16 protein-coding genes and 1 riboswitch are annotated in these 21,160 nt (G+C 51.0%); of the genes, 13 read left to right on the forward strand and 3 right to left on the reverse strand.

The annotated features are described in order from the left end of the window. A partial coding sequence (locus KBS54_07600) for an SPOR domain-containing protein (protein MBQ0055984.1) occupies positions 1–3,957 on the forward strand: 3,957 nt, incomplete at its 5' end. Positions 3,958–4,038: 81 nt separating this feature from the next. Here the strand turns inward: KBS54_07600 and KBS54_07605 are convergent. The 3 genes from KBS54_07605 to KBS54_07615 all read right to left on the reverse strand — a co-directional run bounded on the left by KBS54_07605 (position 4,039) and on the right by KBS54_07615 (position 7,021). Continuing rightward, entirely contained in the window at positions 4,039–4,698 is a 660-nt protein-coding gene (locus KBS54_07605) for a hypothetical protein (protein MBQ0055985.1), read from the reverse strand. Continuing rightward, positions 4,692–5,750: a tryptophan--tRNA ligase gene (trpS, locus tag KBS54_07610; protein MBQ0055986.1), complete on the reverse strand. Its 1,059-nt coding sequence runs from the start codon at positions 5,748–5,750 to the stop codon at positions 4,692–4,694. The genes KBS54_07605 and trpS overlap by 7 nt, the downstream gene beginning before the upstream one ends. Positions 5,751–6,061: 311 nt before the next feature. After that, entirely contained in the window at positions 6,062–7,021 is a 960-nt protein-coding gene (locus KBS54_07615) for a radical SAM protein (GenBank protein ID MBQ0055987.1), read from the reverse strand. 60 nt (positions 7,022–7,081) lie between these two features. Between KBS54_07615 and KBS54_07620 the strand changes: the two genes are divergently transcribed. The 12 genes from KBS54_07620 to dnaJ all read left to right on the forward strand — a co-directional run bounded on the left by KBS54_07620 (position 7,082) and on the right by dnaJ (position 21,134). Beyond that, on the forward strand, positions 7,082–7,942 hold the full coding sequence (locus tag KBS54_07620) for a lytic transglycosylase domain-containing protein (protein MBQ0055988.1): 861 nt from the start codon (positions 7,082–7,084) through the stop codon (positions 7,940–7,942). Between the two features lie 26 nt (positions 7,943–7,968). Next, positions 7,969–8,072, forward strand: a riboswitch (TPP riboswitch). Between the two features lie 31 nt (positions 8,073–8,103). Beyond that, positions 8,104–8,934, forward strand: coding sequence for a hydroxyethylthiazole kinase (locus KBS54_07625; GenBank protein ID MBQ0055989.1), 831 nt, complete (start codon positions 8,104–8,106; stop codon positions 8,932–8,934). Further along, entirely contained in the window at positions 8,925–9,629 is a 705-nt protein-coding gene (locus KBS54_07630; GenBank protein ID MBQ0055990.1) for a thiamine phosphate synthase, read from the forward strand. Before KBS54_07625 ends, KBS54_07630 begins: the two co-directional genes overlap by 10 nt. 337 nt (positions 9,630–9,966) lie before the next feature. Next, positions 9,967–10,803 (forward strand): transglycosylase SLT domain-containing protein, encoded by an 837-nt coding sequence (locus KBS54_07635; GenBank protein MBQ0055991.1) that lies wholly within the window; start codon positions 9,967–9,969, stop codon positions 10,801–10,803. A 154-nt stretch (positions 10,804–10,957) separates the two neighbouring features. Then, positions 10,958–11,974 carry an alpha-hydroxy-acid oxidizing protein gene (locus tag KBS54_07640; GenBank protein MBQ0055992.1) on the forward strand — a complete coding sequence of 339 codons (1,017 nt, stop codon included), beginning with the start codon at positions 10,958–10,960 and terminating at the stop codon, positions 11,972–11,974. A 333-nt stretch (positions 11,975–12,307) separates the two neighbouring features. Further along, the gene (gene iorA, locus KBS54_07645; GenBank protein ID MBQ0055993.1) at positions 12,308–14,098 is read left to right on the forward strand and encodes an indolepyruvate ferredoxin oxidoreductase subunit alpha; all 1,791 of its coding nucleotides are present in this window, start codon (positions 12,308–12,310) and stop codon (positions 14,096–14,098) included. Further along, the gene (locus KBS54_07650) at positions 14,098–14,694 is read left to right on the forward strand and encodes an indolepyruvate oxidoreductase subunit beta (protein MBQ0055994.1); all 597 of its coding nucleotides are present in this window, start codon (positions 14,098–14,100) and stop codon (positions 14,692–14,694) included. The genes iorA and KBS54_07650 overlap by 1 nt, the downstream gene beginning before the upstream one ends. A 221-nt stretch (positions 14,695–14,915) precedes the next feature. Then, the gene (locus KBS54_07655) at positions 14,916–16,139 is read left to right on the forward strand and encodes a phenylacetate--CoA ligase (GenBank protein ID MBQ0055995.1); all 1,224 of its coding nucleotides are present in this window, start codon (positions 14,916–14,918) and stop codon (positions 16,137–16,139) included. 232 nt (positions 16,140–16,371) lie between these two features. Further along, complete coding sequence (gene hrcA, locus KBS54_07660) at positions 16,372–17,379, forward strand: heat-inducible transcription repressor HrcA (GenBank protein ID MBQ0055996.1); 1,008 nt, start codon at positions 16,372–16,374, stop codon at positions 17,377–17,379. Beyond that, positions 17,379–17,924: a nucleotide exchange factor GrpE gene (locus tag KBS54_07665; GenBank protein ID MBQ0055997.1), complete on the forward strand. Its 546-nt coding sequence runs from the start codon at positions 17,379–17,381 to the stop codon at positions 17,922–17,924. Before hrcA ends, KBS54_07665 begins: the two co-directional genes overlap by 1 nt. A 240-nt stretch (positions 17,925–18,164) precedes the next feature. After that, positions 18,165–20,006: a molecular chaperone DnaK gene (dnaK, locus tag KBS54_07670; protein MBQ0055998.1), complete on the forward strand. Its 1,842-nt coding sequence runs from the start codon at positions 18,165–18,167 to the stop codon at positions 20,004–20,006. Between the two features lie 18 nt (positions 20,007–20,024). Beyond that, positions 20,025–21,134: a molecular chaperone DnaJ gene (gene dnaJ / locus KBS54_07675; protein MBQ0055999.1), complete on the forward strand. Its 1,110-nt coding sequence runs from the start codon at positions 20,025–20,027 to the stop codon at positions 21,132–21,134. Positions 21,135–21,160 lie beyond the last annotated feature (26 nt).

The raw sequence follows: 21,160 nt of genomic DNA on the forward strand, positions 1-21,160 counted from the left end.
GGTGACGTAACGCTCAATGGAAATAGTTTTATCTCGTCAAACCTCGGAACAGTTGCCGACCTTACTTCAAACGAAGCAATCTACAACTTTAACGCTAACGTAAACGTAACAGCCGATACCCCTGCAGTTGACCAAATAACGGTAACAGACAAAGCCGAAGGCACACTGAAACTCGGCAGCGCCAACGTAACAGGCACAAGCACGTACGCACAGTGGGAGATAGGCAAAACGAAACAGGTGCAGTACCTTAACGGCGGAACAGGCAACACGCTAACAATTACGCCGGAAGGCACAACAACCGCAACGACAGAAGGCTACCTGTACACCTTCAGCCAGGGACACGAAACGCCCGGAGACACAAGCACGGCGGCGCTTGTCGGCACAATGGACATAAGAAAAGACAACGGCTACACACTGGCGCAGATAGTGCAGGACTATGAGGATACGACAAAAACGCCGGTCTTCTACGCCGGCAACGTGAACGCGTACTCGCTGCTTGAAGACTACAACAAGGACGACGACCTTGGAGAAATGCAGCACAACAACCCTGAGCGTACAACGCCGAGAGAACTCACGATATACGGCAACGAACATAAATTTGCCGGAAACGGACACACAGGCATAACGGTAACAAACGTCGGTGACATACTCAACCTCAAAGACATAAGCGAAATATCAGGCTGGAATGAATACGCCGTCAACAACGAAGCGGGAGAAGTGAACCTCAGCGGAAACACAACCCTTGCAAGCGTACTCACAGGACACGGCAGCTACAGCAGCACAGGCACAATCACCGTGGCAGACGCCTCAAACCTTGCCATGAAAGAACTTGAAAACAGCGGCACGGTCAACCTTGAAGGAGGCATACTCGGCGCGAGAATAACAGGAGGCGCCATCAACATTAACGGAAACGTAACGGCAAGCCCGAACAAACTCCGCGGAGACGAAAACAAAGTAGAGACGGGCAAGACATTGACGCTCACCTCCGGCAGCCTGAATTACGCAATCGGCGGAGAAGGCAAAGTAACGGCGACAGAAGACCTTATGGTCTTTGCCGAAATAGAGCCTGACCTGACGATAGAAAAAACAGTCGGGCAATTTGTAATCGCCAAATCCACAAAGCCTGAAATGGCAGGCAAAGCCGGAGCCGTAACGGGCAAACTTACTGTGGCGGCAGACAACCCCAACACACTGCTTGTCAACGGCGGAGAACTTTCAGGCGGAGTGGTTGTAGAAGAAAACAGCACATTCAGCAACGTGATAGCAGACGCTCCCATTACAGTCGGCGGAGATAAATTTGAACTGAACGGAAACATCACAAGCACGCTTGAAAACAGCGGCACCTTCCAAAACGGCGGACTAATCTCCGGCGGCGTAACAAACAAAGCCGGAGCGACCTTCATCAACAACTGCGACATGACCGCAGCCGGTTATGGCAATTACGCCGGTATGATAACCGGAGCTGTTAAAAACGAAGGCAGCTTTACCACAAACGCGGCAGCGGTAACAGGAGGCATAGAAAACAACGCCAACCTGACCCTTACAGGCAGCAGCGCGGCGCTTGGCAGCGAAATAACCGGCAGCGGAACAACGGTAATAGACGGTGACATAACCTCAGAAAAGAAAATAACAAACGCCGTAACCGTAAACAGCGGCAAGTCGCTTACAATAGGAGCGTCAAACCTCAACGGGGAAACAACAAACAACGGTACAGTCAACCTCACAGGCGGCACACTTGCAAAAGCAATAACCGGAGACGGCATGGTAACGCTCAAAGACACAGAAACCGCGGCAGACGTAACTGTGAACAGCCTTAAACTTGCCGGAGCCGTAACAGTCAAAGGCGTAACCTTAACGGCGGACAACAATACAGCAGCGGCAGACGGAGCCGAAATAACAGGCACCGGAGCGGACAACACTGCAATAAACAGCGGCAGTCTTGCAGGCGAGGGCAGCGCGTCATTCAAAGACATAACGGTAAACGTTGAGAAAAACCTTGACATTGCCGGAAGCCTCAGCGCTGCCAACGCAGCCGTAAACGTAAAAGACGCGGCAGTAATAACAAAAGACGCAATACTTGACGGCGTTAAATTCAACAGCGCAAACACAACAATAAACGGCGGACTCACCATGGCAAACAGCAGCAAAATAACGGGAGACGTCACAGTAAAAGGCAATATGACCTTCAAGGGCAGCGGAACAAACGAAATCAAAGGAACGGCGAAACCGTACGGCTACGTAGACTTCTGGCTTGACGGCTACAATGACAAAGACGCGATAGTCCGCAGCACCGGCACCTTTGACCTCTCGAACACAAAAACCTCAGCGGCTGACGGAGCGCCGTACGGAATAAGACTCTTCCAGGACACAGACCCGCACAGACTGCCTGAAAGAGAACAATACATAGCGCTCATAGAAGGCGGAGTAACAGGCTACAAAGGCAGCCATAACAAATACCTGCCCGACGAAATGTTTGCGCTCAGAAAAGACATGGTACTCACCGGCTACAAATACGGAGTGTACGAAGAAAACGGCACCCTGTACACGGCATACATGGATTTAATGACACTGCAGAGAGGCAAATCGCTTGCGGAAGGCAGAATGGCGGCAACAGCAGCCTTAAACGAAGCGGCAGACCTTGTGTCTGGCAACGTAATGCGTACCCTTGGCGCGACAGAAAACGAATGGCAGAGCTTTGCGGCAGTAGGAGGCTCGCACGGGCATTACGACACAGGCAGCTACATAGACACCAACGGAACAAACGTAGCAGCGGGACTCGCGAAAAAACTCAGCAAAAACACGACAATAGGCATCTTTGCTGAAGGCGGATACTCACACTACAACAGCCACAACGATGTGGAAGGCTTTGGAGCGGTAACGGCAAAAGGAGACGTCAACTACTTCGGCGGCGGCTTGCTGCTCAAAACAGAAACAGACATAAGAGGCGGAAACAGTTTCTACGGAGAAGCCTCAGTGCGCGCCGGACATCAGTCGCAGGACTATGACAGCGAAACAATACTGCCCGGCACAAGCGTACGCTACGATGCGGACAGCCGCTACATAGCGGCACACGCCGGAATAGGCTACAAACATAAACTGAAAAGCGGCAGCACCATAGATAGCTACGTTAAATACCTCTACTCGCACCAGGGAGGAGTAGATCTTACACTTGAAGCGACGGGAGAAAACGTAAACTACGAACCTATAGAAAGCCGCAGAGTGCGCGCAGGCTTCCGCTACACCAAAGAAGCGGGTAAAAACCTGAAAGCCTTCGGCGGACTTGCCTACGAATACGAATTCAGCAGCGAAGCGGCATCCTCAACGGAAGGACTTGCGATAGCGGCGCCGAACATGAAAGGCGGAAGCGGAGTGGCAGAACTCGGTATGAGCTACAAAAAGAACGGCAGTCCTTGGGAAATAGACTTCTCAGTAAACGGTGCGGCAGGCAGAAGAGAAAGCATAGGAGTAAGCCTGAGCGCATGGTACGAATTTGACAGAGCATCAAAAAAACAAAAAATAAAAGAACAGCCTTTGCCGAACACGACACTTGACGCAGCGCCGAAAACAGAAATCCCCGCCGCTGACATAGAGCAATACAAAACGCCTGTAACGATTGACACGACAGAGGAACAGGAAAAACCTGCCAACACCTCTGAGACGGCAAAAAACGTAAAAAAGATAACGACAGAACGTCAGCCGGTAAAAACAGAGGTGAAACAGGAAGCAAACAAACAAGCGAAAAGCGCGGTACAGATAGGCGCGTCGCCGGACAAGGGAGCCTGCGAAGGACTTGCGGCGAAAGCAAGAAAAGCGGGCTTTGACGCAAAAGTAACAACAGTGCAGAAAGGCAATGCAACAATATACCGCGTGAGAGTATTCTCAGACAACCTTATGTCACAGCCTCTCTTGAAACAGGTTAAGGCGAAAGGCTTTGACGGCTTTGTCGCAAAAGACTAAGAAAATAAGAAACAAGGGGTAATAACAAACCGGCGCGGAATTTCTCCCGCGCCGGTTTGTTAGAATAAAGTATATTTAACGTTACTGTTTCGCGGATAATTTTTTGTTAAGGAATTTTACTACCTGTCCGACACAGCAGGCTGAAAGCACCGTCCCTTCGCGTATAACGATGTTGCCTCCGGTGAATGACGAAAAACCGCCGAGGAATATAAGCTGTATAAGCAGGGCAAGCGTTATAAGGCTGACGTCAACCGCTGTTTTGCAGTCGCCGAACACTTTTCCCGTCGTTGTAGAGATTGCAAGGGCAAGACCTTCTGCGGGCATCGGCACGAGCTTCGGTTTAAGGTAGGTGTAAACGCCGATTCCGATTATCACTATGCTTGCCGCAAGATAGACGAAACGCACAGCGTAGCAGCCCGGTTTCGGAAATCCCGCGAGCAGGTGTCCGAATGCGTTGGGATCAATTCCGACAAGGTCAACCATAAAGCCGAAAACTATCGCGAGCGGAATTCCGAGTACGTTCATAAAGTTGAATTTTTTGCGCAGTACGATAAACTGCGCCGCTACGAGCAGGCAGTAAATAACCATTACCATTTTTCCGAGGCTGAAGCCGAATACGACTTCAAGCGCGCGCGGAACGGAGCTTACGGGTGATATTCCGAGTCCCGAAAGTTTGGAAACGTTGATGCCCACTGCTATTATGAGCAGCCCGGTGATGTAGGTTGTCAGTCTTTTCAGCATAATGTGTTCTCCCCGAAGTAGTCAATTTTCATTGCACGTTTTACGTCCGAAAGTGTTTCTGCCGCTGTTTCGCGGGCTTTATCGCTGCCTTTTTTGAGCATTGCGTAGATTTCGCCCATGTCTTTTGCAAATTCTTTTCTGCGTTCGCGTATCGGAGTGAGTTCCTCGTTAAGTATTTCGTTGAGGAAACGTTTGACCTTCATGTCGCCGAGACCGCCTCTCGTATAGTGCGCTTTGAGTTCGTCAAGGTTCGGATATTCCGGCAGATAGCGCTCAAAGTGCTCAGATTTGCAGAAAGCGTCGAGATAGATGAAGCAGGTGTTTCCTTCAAGATGCCCTGGGTCTGAAACCTTGAGATGCAGCGGGTCTGTGTACATTGACATTACCTTCTGCTTAATGTCGTCAGCCTCGTCCGCAAGGTATATGCAGTTGCCGAGAGATTTGCTCATCTTGGCTTTTCCGTCGGTGCCTGGAAGTCTGAGACAGGCTGACTGCGATGGAAGCAGAATGTCAGGCTCAACAAGAACCGGCGCGTAGATTTCGTTGAATTTGCGGACGATTTCGCGTGTCTGTTCAAGCATGGGCTTCTGGTCTTCACCGGCGGGAACCGTTGTCGCCTTAAAAGCGGTGATGTCCGCCGCCTGACTGATCGGGTAGGTAAAGAAGCCTACGGGAATGTTTGCCTCAAAATTTCTCAGCTGAATTTCAGCCTTGACAGTCGGATTGCGCTGCACGCGGGCAACGGTCACAAGGTTCATGTAATAGAAAGCAAGCTCCGTAAGTTCCGAAATCTGCGACTGGATGAAAATTGTCGATTTTGCAGGGTCAAGACCGACTGCAAGATAATCAAGCGCAACCTCGCCGATGTTGCTGCGGATCTTGTCCGGATTGTCGAAGTTGTCGGTCAGCGCCTGCGCGTCGGCAAGGAACACGAAAATTTTGTCGTAAAGCCCGGAGTTTTGAAGCTTTACGCGTTCCCTGAGGGAACCTACGTAATGTCCTATGTGAAGCTTGCCTGTCGGACGGTCGCCCGTAAGTATTATTTTGCTCATGCAAAGCTGCCTCCCTGCGGCGTATTTTGTTTGACGCGTTCTATTTTATATCTTATTCCGAATTATGGCAAAGGCGCAGCGGAATTTTGAAGGGTAATTTATGATTTATGAATAGCGTTTCAAATGATGCCGGAAAGTGCAGCCGTACGTTAAATGTGCCGTTAAGGCTGCGCAGACGCCGTTTTACGCGATAATGTTTGTTTCTGGAATGAAAATTTATCAATGATAAACGTGAGATAAGAAATTGACCTGTTTTGATGTTTGGGCAGAAAAAGAACCGGCTCCGCAAAAGCGGAGCCGGCGTAACTGATTTAATTTTTTTTCTCAGCGGCGGCAAAACTAAGCAGACGCCGAACCTCGTCACAGCTTTTGCCTGAACGTTCGGCAAGAAGCCTGTAACCGAAATTGTCGTGCCCCGTGAATTTTGAAATATTTTTTGCGTCTTCCGTCCACGGTCCGTCCGGCGCGGTTTTCAAGAGGCGGCGTACTGCCGCGTCTGCCATTATCAGTTCGCCGAGCGCAGGATGGTGCGGTCCGCCGAGAACAGAAGCCGCCAAAGCCTCGGTCTCCTGAAGTCCTACCCGAATGACGTTAAAGTTGAGCTCTTCCGCTTCGGCAAGCAGGCGTCCGCCCCATTCGACAGCCTCATTCACGGACAGCGGCTTGTAGGTTCCTGCCTGCAGCATGGAAGCAAGCTCTGTTCCTTCAATTACAAGGCAGGGATATATTCTTAAATCCCATACCTCGGAACTTTTGATTTCGGCAAGCCTTTTCAGGTCGTCAAGCGAACTTTCAACAGTCTGCGAAGGCAGACCGATCATAAGCTGTACGCCGAGAGGAAAACCTTTTTCAGCCGCGCCGGCGACGCTTTTAAGCAGCGCGTCGGGGCGCAGATCCCTTTTGCATGCGTGCAGGACGTTTTCATCAAGCGACTGGATGCCGAGTTCAATGCGGCTGACGGGATATTTTTTCAGCAGAAGGCATACATCTTCGCTGTCCAGGTCGTTGGGATAGGTTGAAAATCGTATAGTGCTGCCCTGCGGAGCCGCTTCTGTTGCCGCGTCAAGATATTTTTTGACTGTTTCGTACGGAAAACGCAGAAAAGAGCCACCGAAGAAGCATACCTCCCGCGGTTCTTTAAGCTCTGCAAACGCGGAACGCACAAAAGCGGCGTCGGGAATTTTATCCGCGCCTGTTATTTTGTTCTGGTTGCAGTACACGCACCGTCCCGGACATGCCGCGAACGGCAGAAAGAACGGAAACTTCTTCATCTCAAAAGTCCTCTCAGAGTTTATGCTGTAATTATACCTCAGCGGCGTTATAATAGTGCCATGAAGAAAAGAAAATCACATTCAGGCTGTCTGCTGTTCGCTGTATTGTTGTTTGCGGCATTTTTCTGCGCGTACAAATTTCCTTCATACGTGAAGGAAGAGCGCGGAAAACTTGCCGTGCGATGGAACAGCGGCTGTGCGGCGTGGAAAGACAAAAATTATTCCGCTGCGGAAAATTTTTGGAATCCCGTATCGCTTAAGCTGCTTCTGCTGCGGCGTCCGGCAAAATTTCTTTACTGGCGGGCTGAAGCGCTGGAGGAGCTTGGCAGAAAAAAAGAAGCTGCGTCTGTCCGCAGCAGGCTTCTGTCGAAATACCCTATGGATTACTATGCTTTTCTGCTCGTTCCGCACGCCGGAGGAGTGAACGCCGGTAACAAAAAATTGCTCCTTGAAGAGGCGGAGAACAATTTCAGAATGCCGTTTGAAGAAGATGTGCTGGCAGCGGAAAAAAAGAGCGGTGTTGACAGGGCGCTGATTTGGGCGGTAATGAAGCGGGAGAGCAAATTCAACAAACAGGCTGTCAGCGCTTCCGGTGCGGTGGGACTTATGCAGCTTATGCCGTCAACCGCCTTTGAAACGGCTCAAAAAAATGGCATGGGAAACGTTGACCTGTACAGCCCGTACCAAAATATTCTGCTTGGCGCCCTGCAGCTGAAAGCTCTGCTCAAACGGTACGACGGCAGCGTAATTTCTGCCCTTGCCGCCTATAACGCCGGTCCGGCGAAGGTCAGCGCCTGGCATAAAAATTTCGGAAAAGGAAAATTTTGGCTTGAAGAAATACCGTATGCCGAAACAAGGGAATTTGTACGCTGCGTTTTTGAAAATTATTCCGTATACAGAATGCTTTTGACAGAACGCTGACAGAATTGTATAGTATCCGCTGATAAATAACGATGCAGGGGTACCGTGCACGGGCACGGTTGAGAAGGCAGACGCCTACCCTTTGAACCTGTAGGTTAATACCTGCGCAGGGAGCAAAAAAAGTCTGCCGCGAGGCGGCTTTTTGTTTTGGAGATGGTATTGTGAACAAAACTGAATTAAAGCAGAGAATTTTTTCTGCCATGAGCGCGAAGCAGAAAGAACGCCCGTTTGTGCCGTCTGTCACCAATTACGTGACTGCCGGTTTCGTCGCCGACTGTCAGCTTGCAGCCGGCTGTTCGGCGGCAATGGTCACCCTTCCTGACGAGGCATGTGAGGCTGCCGCAAAATGTTCCGCTTTTTACATCAACCTCGGGACAATTTTGCCGGTGTATGAAAAAACTGTTCCAAACGCTGCAGAAAAACTTTGGGTGTTTGGGAAGCCGTGGGTGCTTGACCCTGTGGCGGCAGGGCTTGGAGAAACGAGAACAAAACTGCTGCTTGAATTAAAAAAATACAAACCGGCGATTATACGCGGCAACGCGTCGGAAATAATAAATCTGGCGCGGATTTGGAAGCTTCAGGAGGGCTCTCTTTCCGGCGGGACGGTAGATTCGTCCGCCAAAACCGAAGACGCCGCAGAATCTGCCGTGCTTCTTGCCGAATATACCGGAGGGGCAGTCGCTGTTTCCGGAAGTGCCGACTACGTTACGGACGGAAAATATGCTGTGGTCTCTTACGGCGGCTCGCCGCTGATGGAACGCGGAACAGGCTATGGCTGTGCGCTCGGAGGCATTGCCGCGTGCTGTCTCGTGCTTGCGGAACCCGTTACTGCCGCGCTTTGCGCAGTCAACGCTTTCAACCATGCGGGACGGTGCGCTGAGAAAAAGTGCAGCGGAACCGGAAGCTTCCGTCAGGCATTTATGGACGAACTTTACAATATGACAGCAGAAAAAATTGCACACAATTCTTTTGAAATTGCCGAATGCAGATGAAAAATTTTAACCTCTCTAATTACCTTGTAGCAGGTCCTGAAAACTGCACGTTCAAACCGTATGGCGAAGTTCTTGCCGCAGCTCTACGTTCGGGTTTTACCTGTATACAACTGCGGTCAAAAACTGCTTCGGACGATGAGCTTCTCAGACTTGCAGATGAGACGGCAAGAATTATCGCGGAATCCGGCAGACGGAGAGAAGTTACTTTTCTTATCAATGACAGGGCGGACATTGTCCTGAAAGCCGTGGCTTCAGGAATTAAAGTTGACGGTGTCCATGTAGGACAGAGCGATACTCCGCCTGACGAATGCAGGAAAATGCTCGGTGCGGACGCGGTTATAGGACTTTCCGCACCGCAGGAACGGCTTGATGAATACCTTGAAAACGCAGATCTGTCCTGCGTTGATTATTTGGGACTTGCGCCGCTGCACGAAACGGAAACAAAAAAAGATCTTGCCAAAAATAACGAAAACAGAACGATTATCCCGACGCTTGATGAAATAAAAGAGTTTGCTGAGAAATCTCCGCTGCCGGTTGTAATCGGCGGAGGCGTAAAGAAGGAAGACCTTCCGCCGCTTGCCCAAACAGCGCTGTCGGGCTATTTTGTCGTATCAGCCGTATGCGGTGCGGAAAATCCCTGCGCTGCGGCGGAAGAGCTTGTAAATAGCTGGAACAACTTTAGAAAAGATATATAAATTGTGTAAAATACAATATTGGATAAAAGACTGCCCGAGGCAAAAAACTGGCGGTACAAAGCCCCGCAAAGGATAGACAATTACCTCTTTCAAATTTGTTCTGTCTTCTGTTTCTCTGTAAATATAAACTTTGTAAATGATAATTTTTTTAGATATAGGACATAAAATTTCTTATTTTTGTTAAGTTTATTCCAAAAATATTGTTCATAATAAATAAAATGCGCAAAAAACTTGACGCAGTTTATATTTTACGGTTAAGATAGACGGTGCGCGACGGCACTTAATTTGGAGAAAACTGTTTGTGCAAAGCTGCGCGGTTATGTTTGGAGGAAGTGAAATGGATATATTCGGAGGCAAAAGAAAAGGCTTGGGCGCGGCGTGTGCGCTGTCAACAGCATTTTTTTTCCTGTTGATCGCGGTTCTTGGCCCTGCGTTTGCCGTCAGCATTTCTAACGGCGGTGTGCTTCAGGCTGATGCCTACCGCTCTACTGCACCGGAGACGGCCCCTGAGTACCGCCCGCCGATTTTTGTCGCGCCGGTGCGGGAAGAATACTCAAGTGAAGAATATTTAAATGCAGAGACGAAACCGAAGACCGTCTATGCTGAGCCTGTGCTTAAGGCTGTCAGGTACATGCGTATTACACCGGAACATCTTTCCATGTGGGCAGACAAAAGAGAAAATACGGTACTGAAAGCCCTGTCGGAACTTCCTGCCGACCAGCAGCGCCGCATAGCCTGCATAGCGGCATACATACGCGGCTGCAACGGACGGTTGTCTGCGGAAACAATATGGCGTGAGGCGTGCGCGATGTATTTTTACGGGAGACAGTACAATATAGCGCCGGAACTGATCGCCGCAGTCGCAAAAGCTGAAAGCACGTTTAATTGCAGTTCCGTAAGCCGTCACGGCGCGTGCGGAGTTATGCAGGTGATGTACTCTGTCCACAAGGGCGCTCTTGCCAAATACGCAATAGTTTCTTCAAGAGATCAGATTTTTGATCCCGAACGCGGAGTTCATGCCGGCGTCTTCGTTCTTAAAGGCTACGTTAATGCCTGCGGTTCGGTTCAGAAAGGACTTATGCGCTATCTTGGCGGACACTCAAACAAATATTACATGAGAGTTCAAAACAACGTTACAAGAATGAGGCAAACAGGGGAAAGGCTTGGTTTGTAAGCTGCGTTTCTTGGTGTTCTGAACAAGGGAACACTGAAATTTACTGAAATTAGCCGGCACGCGCCGGTTAATTTTTATTCAAAAAACAGAAAAAGATGTGGATTTTTTGTTTCCGTATTATAATTGGTGCAGTTTTGAAAGGAGCTGTTTTGTGATGGATTATAAAGAAGTTCTTGAGAAGGCAAGACCTGAGCTTGGCAAATGCAAGGGCTGTCCCGTGTGCAACGGAAAAGCCTGCGGAAATCTTGTGCCGGGACCCGGCGCAAAGGGAAGCGGAACTGTTTCCGTGAGAAACTACGACAAATGGCGCGAGATATTGCTCAACATGGATACGATATGCCCGGGCGGCGAGCGCGACACGTCAATCGAGCTGTTCGGAAAGAAATTTGCGCTGCCTGTTTTCGCAGGTCCCGTCGGACTTGTACAGGTGCATTACGCGCCGAAATACGATGACGTAAGCTACTACGAAGTTCTCGTAAAAAGCTGTGCTGAGGCCGGTATAGCCGCATTTACCGGAGACGGCGTGGTCGCGAGCGTCATGGAAAACGGCACGCGTATTATAAAAGACAACGGCGGAATCGGTGTTCCCACGATGAAGCCGTGGGGCATAGACGTAATCAAGGGCAAGCTTGACCTTATCCGCAAATGCGGCTGCTTCGCGATGGCAATGGATATAGACGGAGCAGGACTGCCGTTCCTGAAAGGTCAGACCCCGCCTGCGGGCTCAAAAAGCCTTGAAGAACTCAAAGAAATTATTGATCTTGCAGGAGTTCCGTTCATTGTAAAAGGAATTATGACTGTCAAAGGCGCACTGAAAGCAAAAGAAGCCGGAGCGCAGGGCATCGTTGTTTCAAATCACGGCGGACGGGTTCTGGACGGAGTGCCGTCAACGGCGGAAGTGCTTGAAGAAATTGCCGGCGCGGTGAAAGGTGAAATGAAAATCTTTGTCGACGGCGGAATAAGAAGCGGACTCGACGTATTCCGTGCACTTGCTCTCGGCGCGGACGCGGTAATTATCTGCCGCCCGTTTGTCAATGCCTGCTTCGGCGCAGACGCGGAAGGCATAAAAATCTACATTGACAAAATCGCAGCCGAACTCAAAGACACGATGGAAATGTGCGGCGCGCGCAGCCTTGCTGAAATCACGAAAGATATGGTAAGCAAAGCGTAATAAAGTTGTAAGAAGCTATAAGCTGCAAACTGTATGCTGTAAGCAAAACCAAAGGCAAAAGCGGACGAAAAATTGGAAGCGTAAGTGGCGTAAGTTTCTGTCCTTACGCTTTTGTTTCAAATAAAGGCTTGCGGAGCAAGGGTAATTCGTCATTGGTCATTGCTTTTCTGTTGCTTTATTCCGAGTTTTATGTTATAAACTTGCGCAGGGAGAAGGAGAGCCTTCTCCAAACGAGACAAGATCAGACAGGGTAGCAGAGAAGAGCGCAGAATACAACGCTTGTTTCACCCTGTCCCCGGACAGGGTTTTTTGTTGCGGAACGGAGGAAAATTTATGACGGACAAGCTTTACATGGGAAACGAGGCAATAGCGCTCGGCGCTGTAAACGCCGGTGTTAAAATCGTTGCCGGATACCCCGGCACACCTTCCACGGAGGTAATTGAAACAATTCTCCGGCAGAAGAAACCTGACATCAACGTTCAGTGGTCGGTCAACGAAAAAGCGGCAATGGAAATCGCCGCGGGCGCCTGCTATGCCGGAGCGCGCTCGCTTGTTACGATGAAGCAGGTCGGGCTCAACGTTGCGGCAGACCCGCTTATGAGCCTTGCGTACATCGGCGTAAAAGGCGGACTTGTAATGCTTGTTGCGGATGACCCGGGTCCGTGGTCGTCTCAGACGGAGCAGGACACGCGCGGCTTCGCCAAAAACGCAAACCTTCCCGTCTATGACCCTGCCTCGCCGGAAGAAGCCTACGAAATGACAAGAGAAGCCTTTTCGCTCTCGGAAGAATTTGCGCTGCCGGTATTTGTGCGCCCTACGACGCGCGTCTGCCACGCAAGCGCGAGCATTGACATTCCCGACGCGCGGGAAACGGCGAAAGAAGCGCCCTGCTTTGAAAAACGCCCTGAATGGTGCATCTTCCCTGCGCTCTCCTACAAAAAGCACGGCGAACTTGAAATAAAACAGAAACAGCTCTCCGACAAATTCAGCGAAAGCCGCTTCAATACGATAGAGGGAAACAGCAGAAAAGGCATAGCCGTATCGGGCGTATCCTATCTCTACGCGAAAGAAGTCATAAAAGAATACGGGCTTGACGTAACGCTTTTCAAGGTTGGCACGCCCTATCCGCTGCCTGAGAAAAAAGCGGAAGAATTCTTCTCAAAGGTTGACTCCGTACTTGTAATAGAAGAGCTTGACCCGATAGTTGAGGAAGGACTGCTCCTCATAAACCAGGGACGCGTTGAAATATTCGGCAAACGCACGGGACACACACCGTGCAACGGCGAATTCAGCTGTGAAATCGTAAAACGCGCGATATTCAAATATCTCGGAATTGAAGAACAGCCCGAAACCCCTGCCGAAACTCCGCAATTCCCCGTGCGTCCACCCGTGCTCTGTCCGGGCTGCCCGCACCGCGCCTCCTTCTACGCTGCGAAAGTCGCAATGAAAGACGAGAAAAAAGTAGTGTACTGCGGAGACATAGGCTGCTACACGCTCGGCAACGCGGCTCCGCTCAACGCGACAGACACCTGCCTCTGCATGGGAGCGGGCATAACAATCGCGCAGGGACTGCAGCTTGCCGAAGAAGGAATAAAAACCATATCCTTTATCGGCGACTCATCCTTCTTTGCCTCAGGCATAACCGGAATAATCAACGCCGTATATCAGAAAACAAAAATTACGCTCGTCGTGCTTGACAACCACACGACGGCTATGACCGGACACCAGCCGCACCCGGGAACGGGCTTCACTGCAATGGGCGAGCCCACGAAAGCGCTTGACATTGAAACGCTGCTCCGTGCCTGCGGAATGGAATACGTCAAAAAAGTCAATCCGTTTGACTTTGAAGCTACGGTCGAGGCAATCCGCGGAGCGAAAAACTTTGACGGTCCGGCGGCGGTCATAACGGAAGCTCCGTGTGTATTCAAAGCGCCGAAACCTGTCAGCACGCACCGCGTAAACGACGCCTGCATAGGCTGTCTCAAATGTATAAAAGAGATAGGCTGTCCCGCAATGACGCCGGACGAAAACGGCAAAGCCGTAATCAACGAAGCGCTCTGCACAAGCTGCGGGCTCTGCGCCGGAATCTGCCCTGTCGGCGCGATAAAGGAGGTTTCACGCTGATGAAAAAAAGCATAATAATAGTCGGGGTAGGCGGACAGGGAACCCTGCTTGCTTCAAAAATACTCTCAACAGCCGCAATGGAACGGGGACTTTTTGTCCGCACCTCTGAAACGATAGGCATGGCGCAGCGCGGAGGCTCGGTATCAAGCCACGTCCGCATGGACGCGAAAGAGCTGTCGCCGGTTATACCGCAAGGCCGCGCAGACCTTCTGATCGGGTTTGAACTCTCCGAAGCAGCCCGCATACTCGGAAAACTCGCGCCGGAAGCCAAAGCGGTTGTCAACGCCGAAAAAATAGTCCCGACAAACGTTGCGCTCAAAAAAGGCGTATATCTTGAAAACGAATATCTTGAACTGCTGAAAAAACGCGTACCCGGCGCACTGCTTATTGAAGGCACGCCGCTTGCGCTGAAAGCAGGAAACGCCCGCTCGCTCAATGTGGTAATGCTCGGGGCGGCGTCAGGCGCCGGACTTCTTCCGTTCGGCGAAGACGAAATCCGCGCCGCGCTCCGCAAATCAGTCAAAGAGAAAACGCTTGCAGTGAACGAAAAAGCCTTTGACCTCGGACTTGAAGAAGGACTTCGATGGCGTGGATAAAAGATAATTACCAATGACCGATTACCAATTACCAATTGTGGTGTTGCAGCGAGCTGCAACATTGAAAGTCAAAACCGTAAAGCAAAAACCTTAAAAGCAGCGCATTGAGGTTTGTAATTGTTGCGGAGAGAAAATTACAATAATTGGTACTTGGTAATTTTTAACCGGTCACTCTAAAGAAAACAGTTGAGAAAAGACAAGCTCAGAGGAGGAAAACAAATATGGAGCAGACGATTATTCAGTGTCTTGAAGCCGCAAAACGGGTACAGAAAAAAAGCCCGATGTACAGGCGGATTTTTGAAGGCATAGACATTGACAAAATGAAGACGAAAGAAGACTTTGAAAGTCTTCCGTTCACCGACAAAAACGACCTGCGCGACGCCTACCCGCTCAAAGCCTGCGCAGTGCCGTTTGACGACGTGGTGCGCGTGCACTCCTCGTCAGGAACTACGGGCATGCCGATAATAATGCCATACACAAGACAGGACATTGAAGACTGGGCGCAGATGTTCAGCCGTTGCTATGAAATAGCCGGAATCACAAAGCACGATGTCGTGCAGATAACCCCTGGCTTCGGACTCTGGACGGCAGGGCTCGGCTTCCTTAACGGAGCGGAACATCGCGGGGCGCTCTCTATCCCTATCGGCGCGGGACAGACCGAAAAGCAGCTTCAGTTTATGCAGGACCTCGGCACAACCGTAATCTGCTGCACCTCGTCCTATGCGCTGGTGCTTGCGGAAGAAGTTGACAAACGCAGTCTCCGCAGCAAAATCAGTCTCAAAAAAGGAATATTCGGCTCCGAACGCTGGGGCGATAAAATCCGCGAACGCATCTACGAATCACTCGGCATAGAATTCTACGACATATACGGACTCACCGAAATCTACGGGCCGGGCATAGGCATAGACTGCGGGGAACACTGCGGAATGCACGTATTTGACGACTACGTCTACTTTGAAATAATAGATCCGAAAACGGGCAAAGTGCTGCCGGAAGGCGAAGAAGGAGAACTCGTCTGCACAACCTTCAGACGCGAAGCTCAGCCGCTCATACGCTACCGCACGCACGACCTCACGCGCTTTATACCGGGCAAATGCAAATGCGGACTGCCCTATCCGAGAATAGACAGGATAAAAGGCAGAAGCGACGATATGTTCAAAGTCAAGGGAACCAACATCTTCCCGGCGCAGGTTGAAAACGTGCTGAAACAGATACCGGGGCTTGGCAGCGAATACAGGATAATACTCAAAAATATTGAGCTGCGCGACAAAATGATAGTTCAGGCGGAAATGAAAGAAGAACAGAACTCAAGGCAGCTGGAGGAACAGGTCGTCCGTCTCTGCAAAGCGGTGCTCGGAATAATCGTCGAACCGCAGATAGTGTCAATGGGAACGCTCCCGCGCAGCGAAAAGAAAACGCAGAGAGTGTTTGACGAAAGATATTAGGTCTACCGTTTACAGGTTGCCAAAAAACTGATTAAAAAATAGTTTTTCAGCGTAATACGGACAGCGGCACGGAAATTACCGTGCCGCTTTTTTTGTGCCGCGCATGAAAATAGGTAAAAATACCTATCTGACCTGTATTGACAAATTAAACTTTGCCTGTTATTCTTATTTGCAGAAATTGAATTAGCACTCGTTCATCAAGAGTGCTAACAGAAGAAAAGGAGGGGCGGCCGTGTTAACGGAGAGACAGCTGGAAGTGGTGCTTTCGGTGGTGTACGAATATATCCGCAGCGGTATGAGCGTAGGTTCGCGCACGGTTTCCAAGAATTATCTGACCGGCCGCAGCTCGGCGACAATCAGAAACGAGATGGCGGATTTGGAGGATATGGGTTTTCTGAAGCATACTCATACTTCTTCCGGCAGAATTCCGACAACGCTCGGTTACAGGGTCTATGCGGACGCCGTTTTGCGGAGGGCGAGGAACCGCCGCACGAACGAGTGGATGGCGCACCAGCTGAGCGACAGCAGGCAGGGCATAGAGGGCGCGCTTGCCACGTCGAGCGAGCTTCTGAGCAAGGTTTCAAACTACGTCGGTATAGCGGCTCTGACCCCTCTTGATACAAAGTGCTTCCGCCACGTGGATTTCGTGAGATTGAGCGAGAGAAACGTTTTGCTTTTAGTGGTTCTCGACGGCGGCATAGTTCACAAAAAGCTTCTGAATATGCCGTGGGATATTTCACAGGAGACGCTTGAAGAGCTTGCGCGTTACGTCAACAGGCTTTCGGGCAGAAGCTGGACTGAGGTTAAGGAAGTGCTGAGCAGTTACATGAGCGACGAGCTGCGTGATTACCGCGAGGCTTACGAACAGGCGCTTGGCGAGATTGAACAGCTGCTTGAGGGCAGACGGAGCGTAAAGGTTTTTACGGGTTCCAAACGCAGGCTGTTTGACCTTCCCGATTTTCAGGACCTCGGCAGAATTCAGGCGCTCTATTCCTTTATAGAGGAAGAAAAAAATATGTCGGAGCTGCTTGAGAACGTCACGGAGGACGGGCTGAACGTGATTATCGGCGAGGAGAATGTACACCCCGAGCTGAGGCATACGGCGGTTATAACGGCGACGGCGACTGCCGGAAACCAAAGGGCAACGGTCGGCGTCATAGGTCCTGAAAGAATGGATTACGAAAGAGCAATTTCAACGATAGACAGCGTTTTGCAGAGTCTTGCTGAGGAGGCTGAATGATGAAAAAGAATAAAGAAGAAGAGCTGAAAAATCAGGAAAATGACGCTTCCGCGCAGCCGGCAGAAGCCGCGGAGCTTTCGGAGATGGATAAACTGAAAGCGGAGCTTGCCGAAAAAGACGAAAAAATCAAAGCACTGACGGAGGAAGCGGCAAGGGCAAGAGCGGATTATTACAATTTCCGCACGCGCGTGGAACGCGACAGAGAGCGCGACATGAAGTTTGCGGCAGAGCGTTCCGTCAGCGGACTGCTTCCGGTGTATGAAAATCTTGAGCGGGTCTTTGAATCGCTTCCTGATAAAGAAGACAATTTCGCCAAAGGAGTTTCGATGGTTATAAAGCAGTTCTTCGAGGTTCTTGGCAGTTTGGGGTTGGAAGAGATAAAGGCGGAAGGAAAATTTGACCCGTCGCTGCACGAAGCGGTGATGACGGAAGCGGTTAAGGACGAAGCCGAAGACGGCAGCGTTCTTGCGGTTTTCAGAAAGGGTTACACGCTCGCCGGACGTGTGCTCAGAGCGGCACAGGTGAAGGTGGGAAAATTTGAATAACAATTACCGATTACGAATTACCAATTGCGGTGTTGCAGCAAGCTGCAACGTTTGAAATAAAGGCAAAGGCAAGTAAAGAGCAATTACCAATTACGAACTACTCAAAGAAGCAATTAAAACGACACTGGATTCTGCGCTAAATTCTTCGGATTTCCGCAGAATGACGGCGGAAGAAAGCCTACAGCCTGTAACATACAGCAATGATTTATATATTTATCATAGAAAGGGAAGTGTTTTACAATGGAAAAAATCATTGGAATCGACCTCGGTACCACGAACAGCTGCGTAGCAGTAAAGGAAGGGGACAACGTTACGGTTATTCCCAATCCTGAGGGAAGCAGAACGACACCGTCTGTTGTTGCTTTCACAAAGGAAGGAGAGAAGCTTGTCGGACAGCTCGCAAAGCGTCAGGCAATAGTCAACCCCGACCGCACCGTTATTTCAATCAAACGCGAAATGGGTACGGATTACAAGGTTGAAATCGACGGACAGAAGTACAATCCGCAGCAGATTTCGGCGATGATTCTTCAGAAGCTGAAAAACGATGCGGAAGAATATCTCGGAACAAAAATTACGAAAGCAGTCATTACCTGCCCTGCATACTTCACGGACGCACAGCGTCAGGCAACGAAAGACGCAGGCACAATCGCCGGTCTTGAAGTGCAGCGCGTTATCAACGAACCCACGGCTGCCTGCCTCGCCTACGGCGTGGACAAAGAGGGCGACCACAAAATTATGGTCTATGACCTCGGCGGCGGTACGTTTGACGTTTCAATCCTCGACGTTGGCGACGGAGTTTTCGAGGTTCTTTCAACAAACGGAAACAACCGCCTCGGCGGAGACGACTGGGACGCGGCGGTTGTCAACTGGATGGCGGAAGAATTCAAGAAATCCGACGGCGTTGACCTCCGCAATGACAAAATGGCGGCACAGAGACTCCGCGAAGCCGCGGAAAAGGCAAAGATTGAGCTTTCTTCAATGACAGAGACCTCAATTTCGCTTCCGTTCATCACGGCTGACGCAAACGGTCCGAAACATCTTGAAATGAAGCTTACGAGAGCAAAATTTGAAGAGCTGACGGCAGCGCTTCTCGACAAGACTGAAATTCCTGTCCGCACGGCTCTTAAGGACGCAAATCTCCAGGCGGGCGACATTGACAAGATTCTTCTTGTCGGCGGTTCAAGCCGTATGCCGATGGTTCAGCGCAAGGTTAAGGAAATCATGGGCAAGGAACCGACAAAGGGCGTTAACCCCGACGAATGTGTGGCAGTCGGCGCCGCTTTGCAGGGCGCAATCATCACAGGCGAAACAAAGGGCATAGTCCTCGTTGACGTTACGCCGCTTTCACTCGGTCTTGAAACGCTCGGCGGTGTCTTCACGAAGCTTATTGACAAAAACACGGCAATTCCTGTTTCAAAGAGCCAGGTGTTCTCAACGGCACAGGACAACCAGCCTGCAGTCGAAATCCACGTGCTTCAGGGCGAACGTTCAATGGCGGCGGACAACGTTACGCTCGGACGCTTCAACCTTGACGGCATTGCGCCGGCGCCGCGCGGAATTCCGCAGATTGAAGTAACCTTTGACATTGACGCCAACGGCATAGTCAACGTTACGGCAAAGGACAAGGCGACAAACAAGGAACAGCACATCACGATTCAGTCCTCAAAGCTTTCAGACGAGGAAATTGAAAAAATGCGCAAGGACGCCGAAATGAACGAAGCCGAAGACAAGAAGAAAAAAGAGCTTATCGACATGCGCAACAATGCCGACAGCCTTGCCTACAACGCCGAAAAGTCGCTTAAAGAGCTTGGCGACAGCGCTACGGAAGACGAAAAGAAGGCTGTTGAAGAAAAGATAAAAGCAGTCCGCGACCTGCTTTCAGGCGACGACACGGAAGCAATCAAAAAAGCGGCGGACGAGCTTATGACTGCAATGCACCCGATCGCGGAAAAAGCTTACAAAAAGGCGCAAGAAGCCGCCGCAGCCGCGCAGGCACAGGGCGCACAGGCTCAGGACGGCGCGGCGCAGCCGGCGGACGACAACACGGTTGATGCCGAGTTCCACGCGGAAGACAACAAATAGCAGAGGAGGCGGGGCGGAATGGCAGGAAAAAGAGATTATTACGAAGTTCTCGGCGTAGAACGTTCTGCCTCTGCCGAGGAAATAAAAAAGGCGTACCGCAAGCTGACGAGGAAATATCATCCCGACGCGAACCCGGGCAACGCCGAGGCGGCGGAAAAGTTTAAGGAAATCAACGAAGCAAACGAGGTTCTGAGCGATCCGCAGAAGCGCGCGCAGTATGACCAGTTCGGCTACGTCGGCGACATGCCCGGCGGCGGACAGGGCTTCGGCGGTTTCGGCGGGCAGGGCTTTGAGGGCTTCGGCGACATAGGAGACATTTTCGGGGACATCTTCGGCGGCGGCTTCGGCGGCGGAAGCCGCAGACGCGACCCGAACGCGCCGAGACGCGGCGAGGACCTTGAATACGGGCTTCAGATTTCGCTTGAGGAAGCCTACCGCGGCGTTAAAAAGACAGTCAGCATTCCGCGCTACGACACGTGCGACCACTGCCGCGGAAACGGGGCGGAACCGGGCTCAAAAATCGAGACCTGCCCGACCTGCGGCGGAAGAGGCAAAATCCGCCAGACGATACAGACGCCTTTCGGGCAGATGGTTCAGGAGCACGAGTGCTACGAATGCCGCGGACGCGGAAAGAAAATCGTTTCGCCGTGCCGCGAATGCAGGGGCACGGGACGCGTTCGCAAACAGCACAGCGTTGACGTCAACATTCCGGCGGGCGTTGACACGGGCATAAGGCTCCGCGTTTCGGGACAGGGCGGCGCAGGAGTGAACGGCGGACCTTCGGGAGACCTTTTCATAGTCGTTGAAGTGCGTCCCGACAGCCGTTTTGTCAGGAAAGACGACGACCTTTACACAACGGTTGAAATAACCTATCCGCAGGCGGTTCTCGGCTGCGAGGTTAAAATCGACACGTTTGACGGGCAGGAAGTGCTTGACGTGCCGTCAGGCACCCAGCCGAACACCAAGCTGCGCATAAGGGGGCGCGGGATGCCGAAGCTTCGCTCAAGAAGCGGCGGAAACGGCAATATGAACGTGCTCGTAAAGGTCACGGTGCCGAAAAACCCGACCTCAAAGCAGAAAGAGCTTGTCAGAAAGCTTGCGGAGGAAATGAAAGTCAAAACAAAATAGGCAGTATGCGAAAAATTAACGGCGGG

It is taken from the genome of Candidatus Equadaptatus faecalis (assembly GCA_018065065.1).
In the GTDB taxonomy this organism is placed as follows: domain Bacteria; phylum Synergistota; class Synergistia; order Synergistales; family Synergistaceae; genus Equadaptatus; species Equadaptatus faecalis.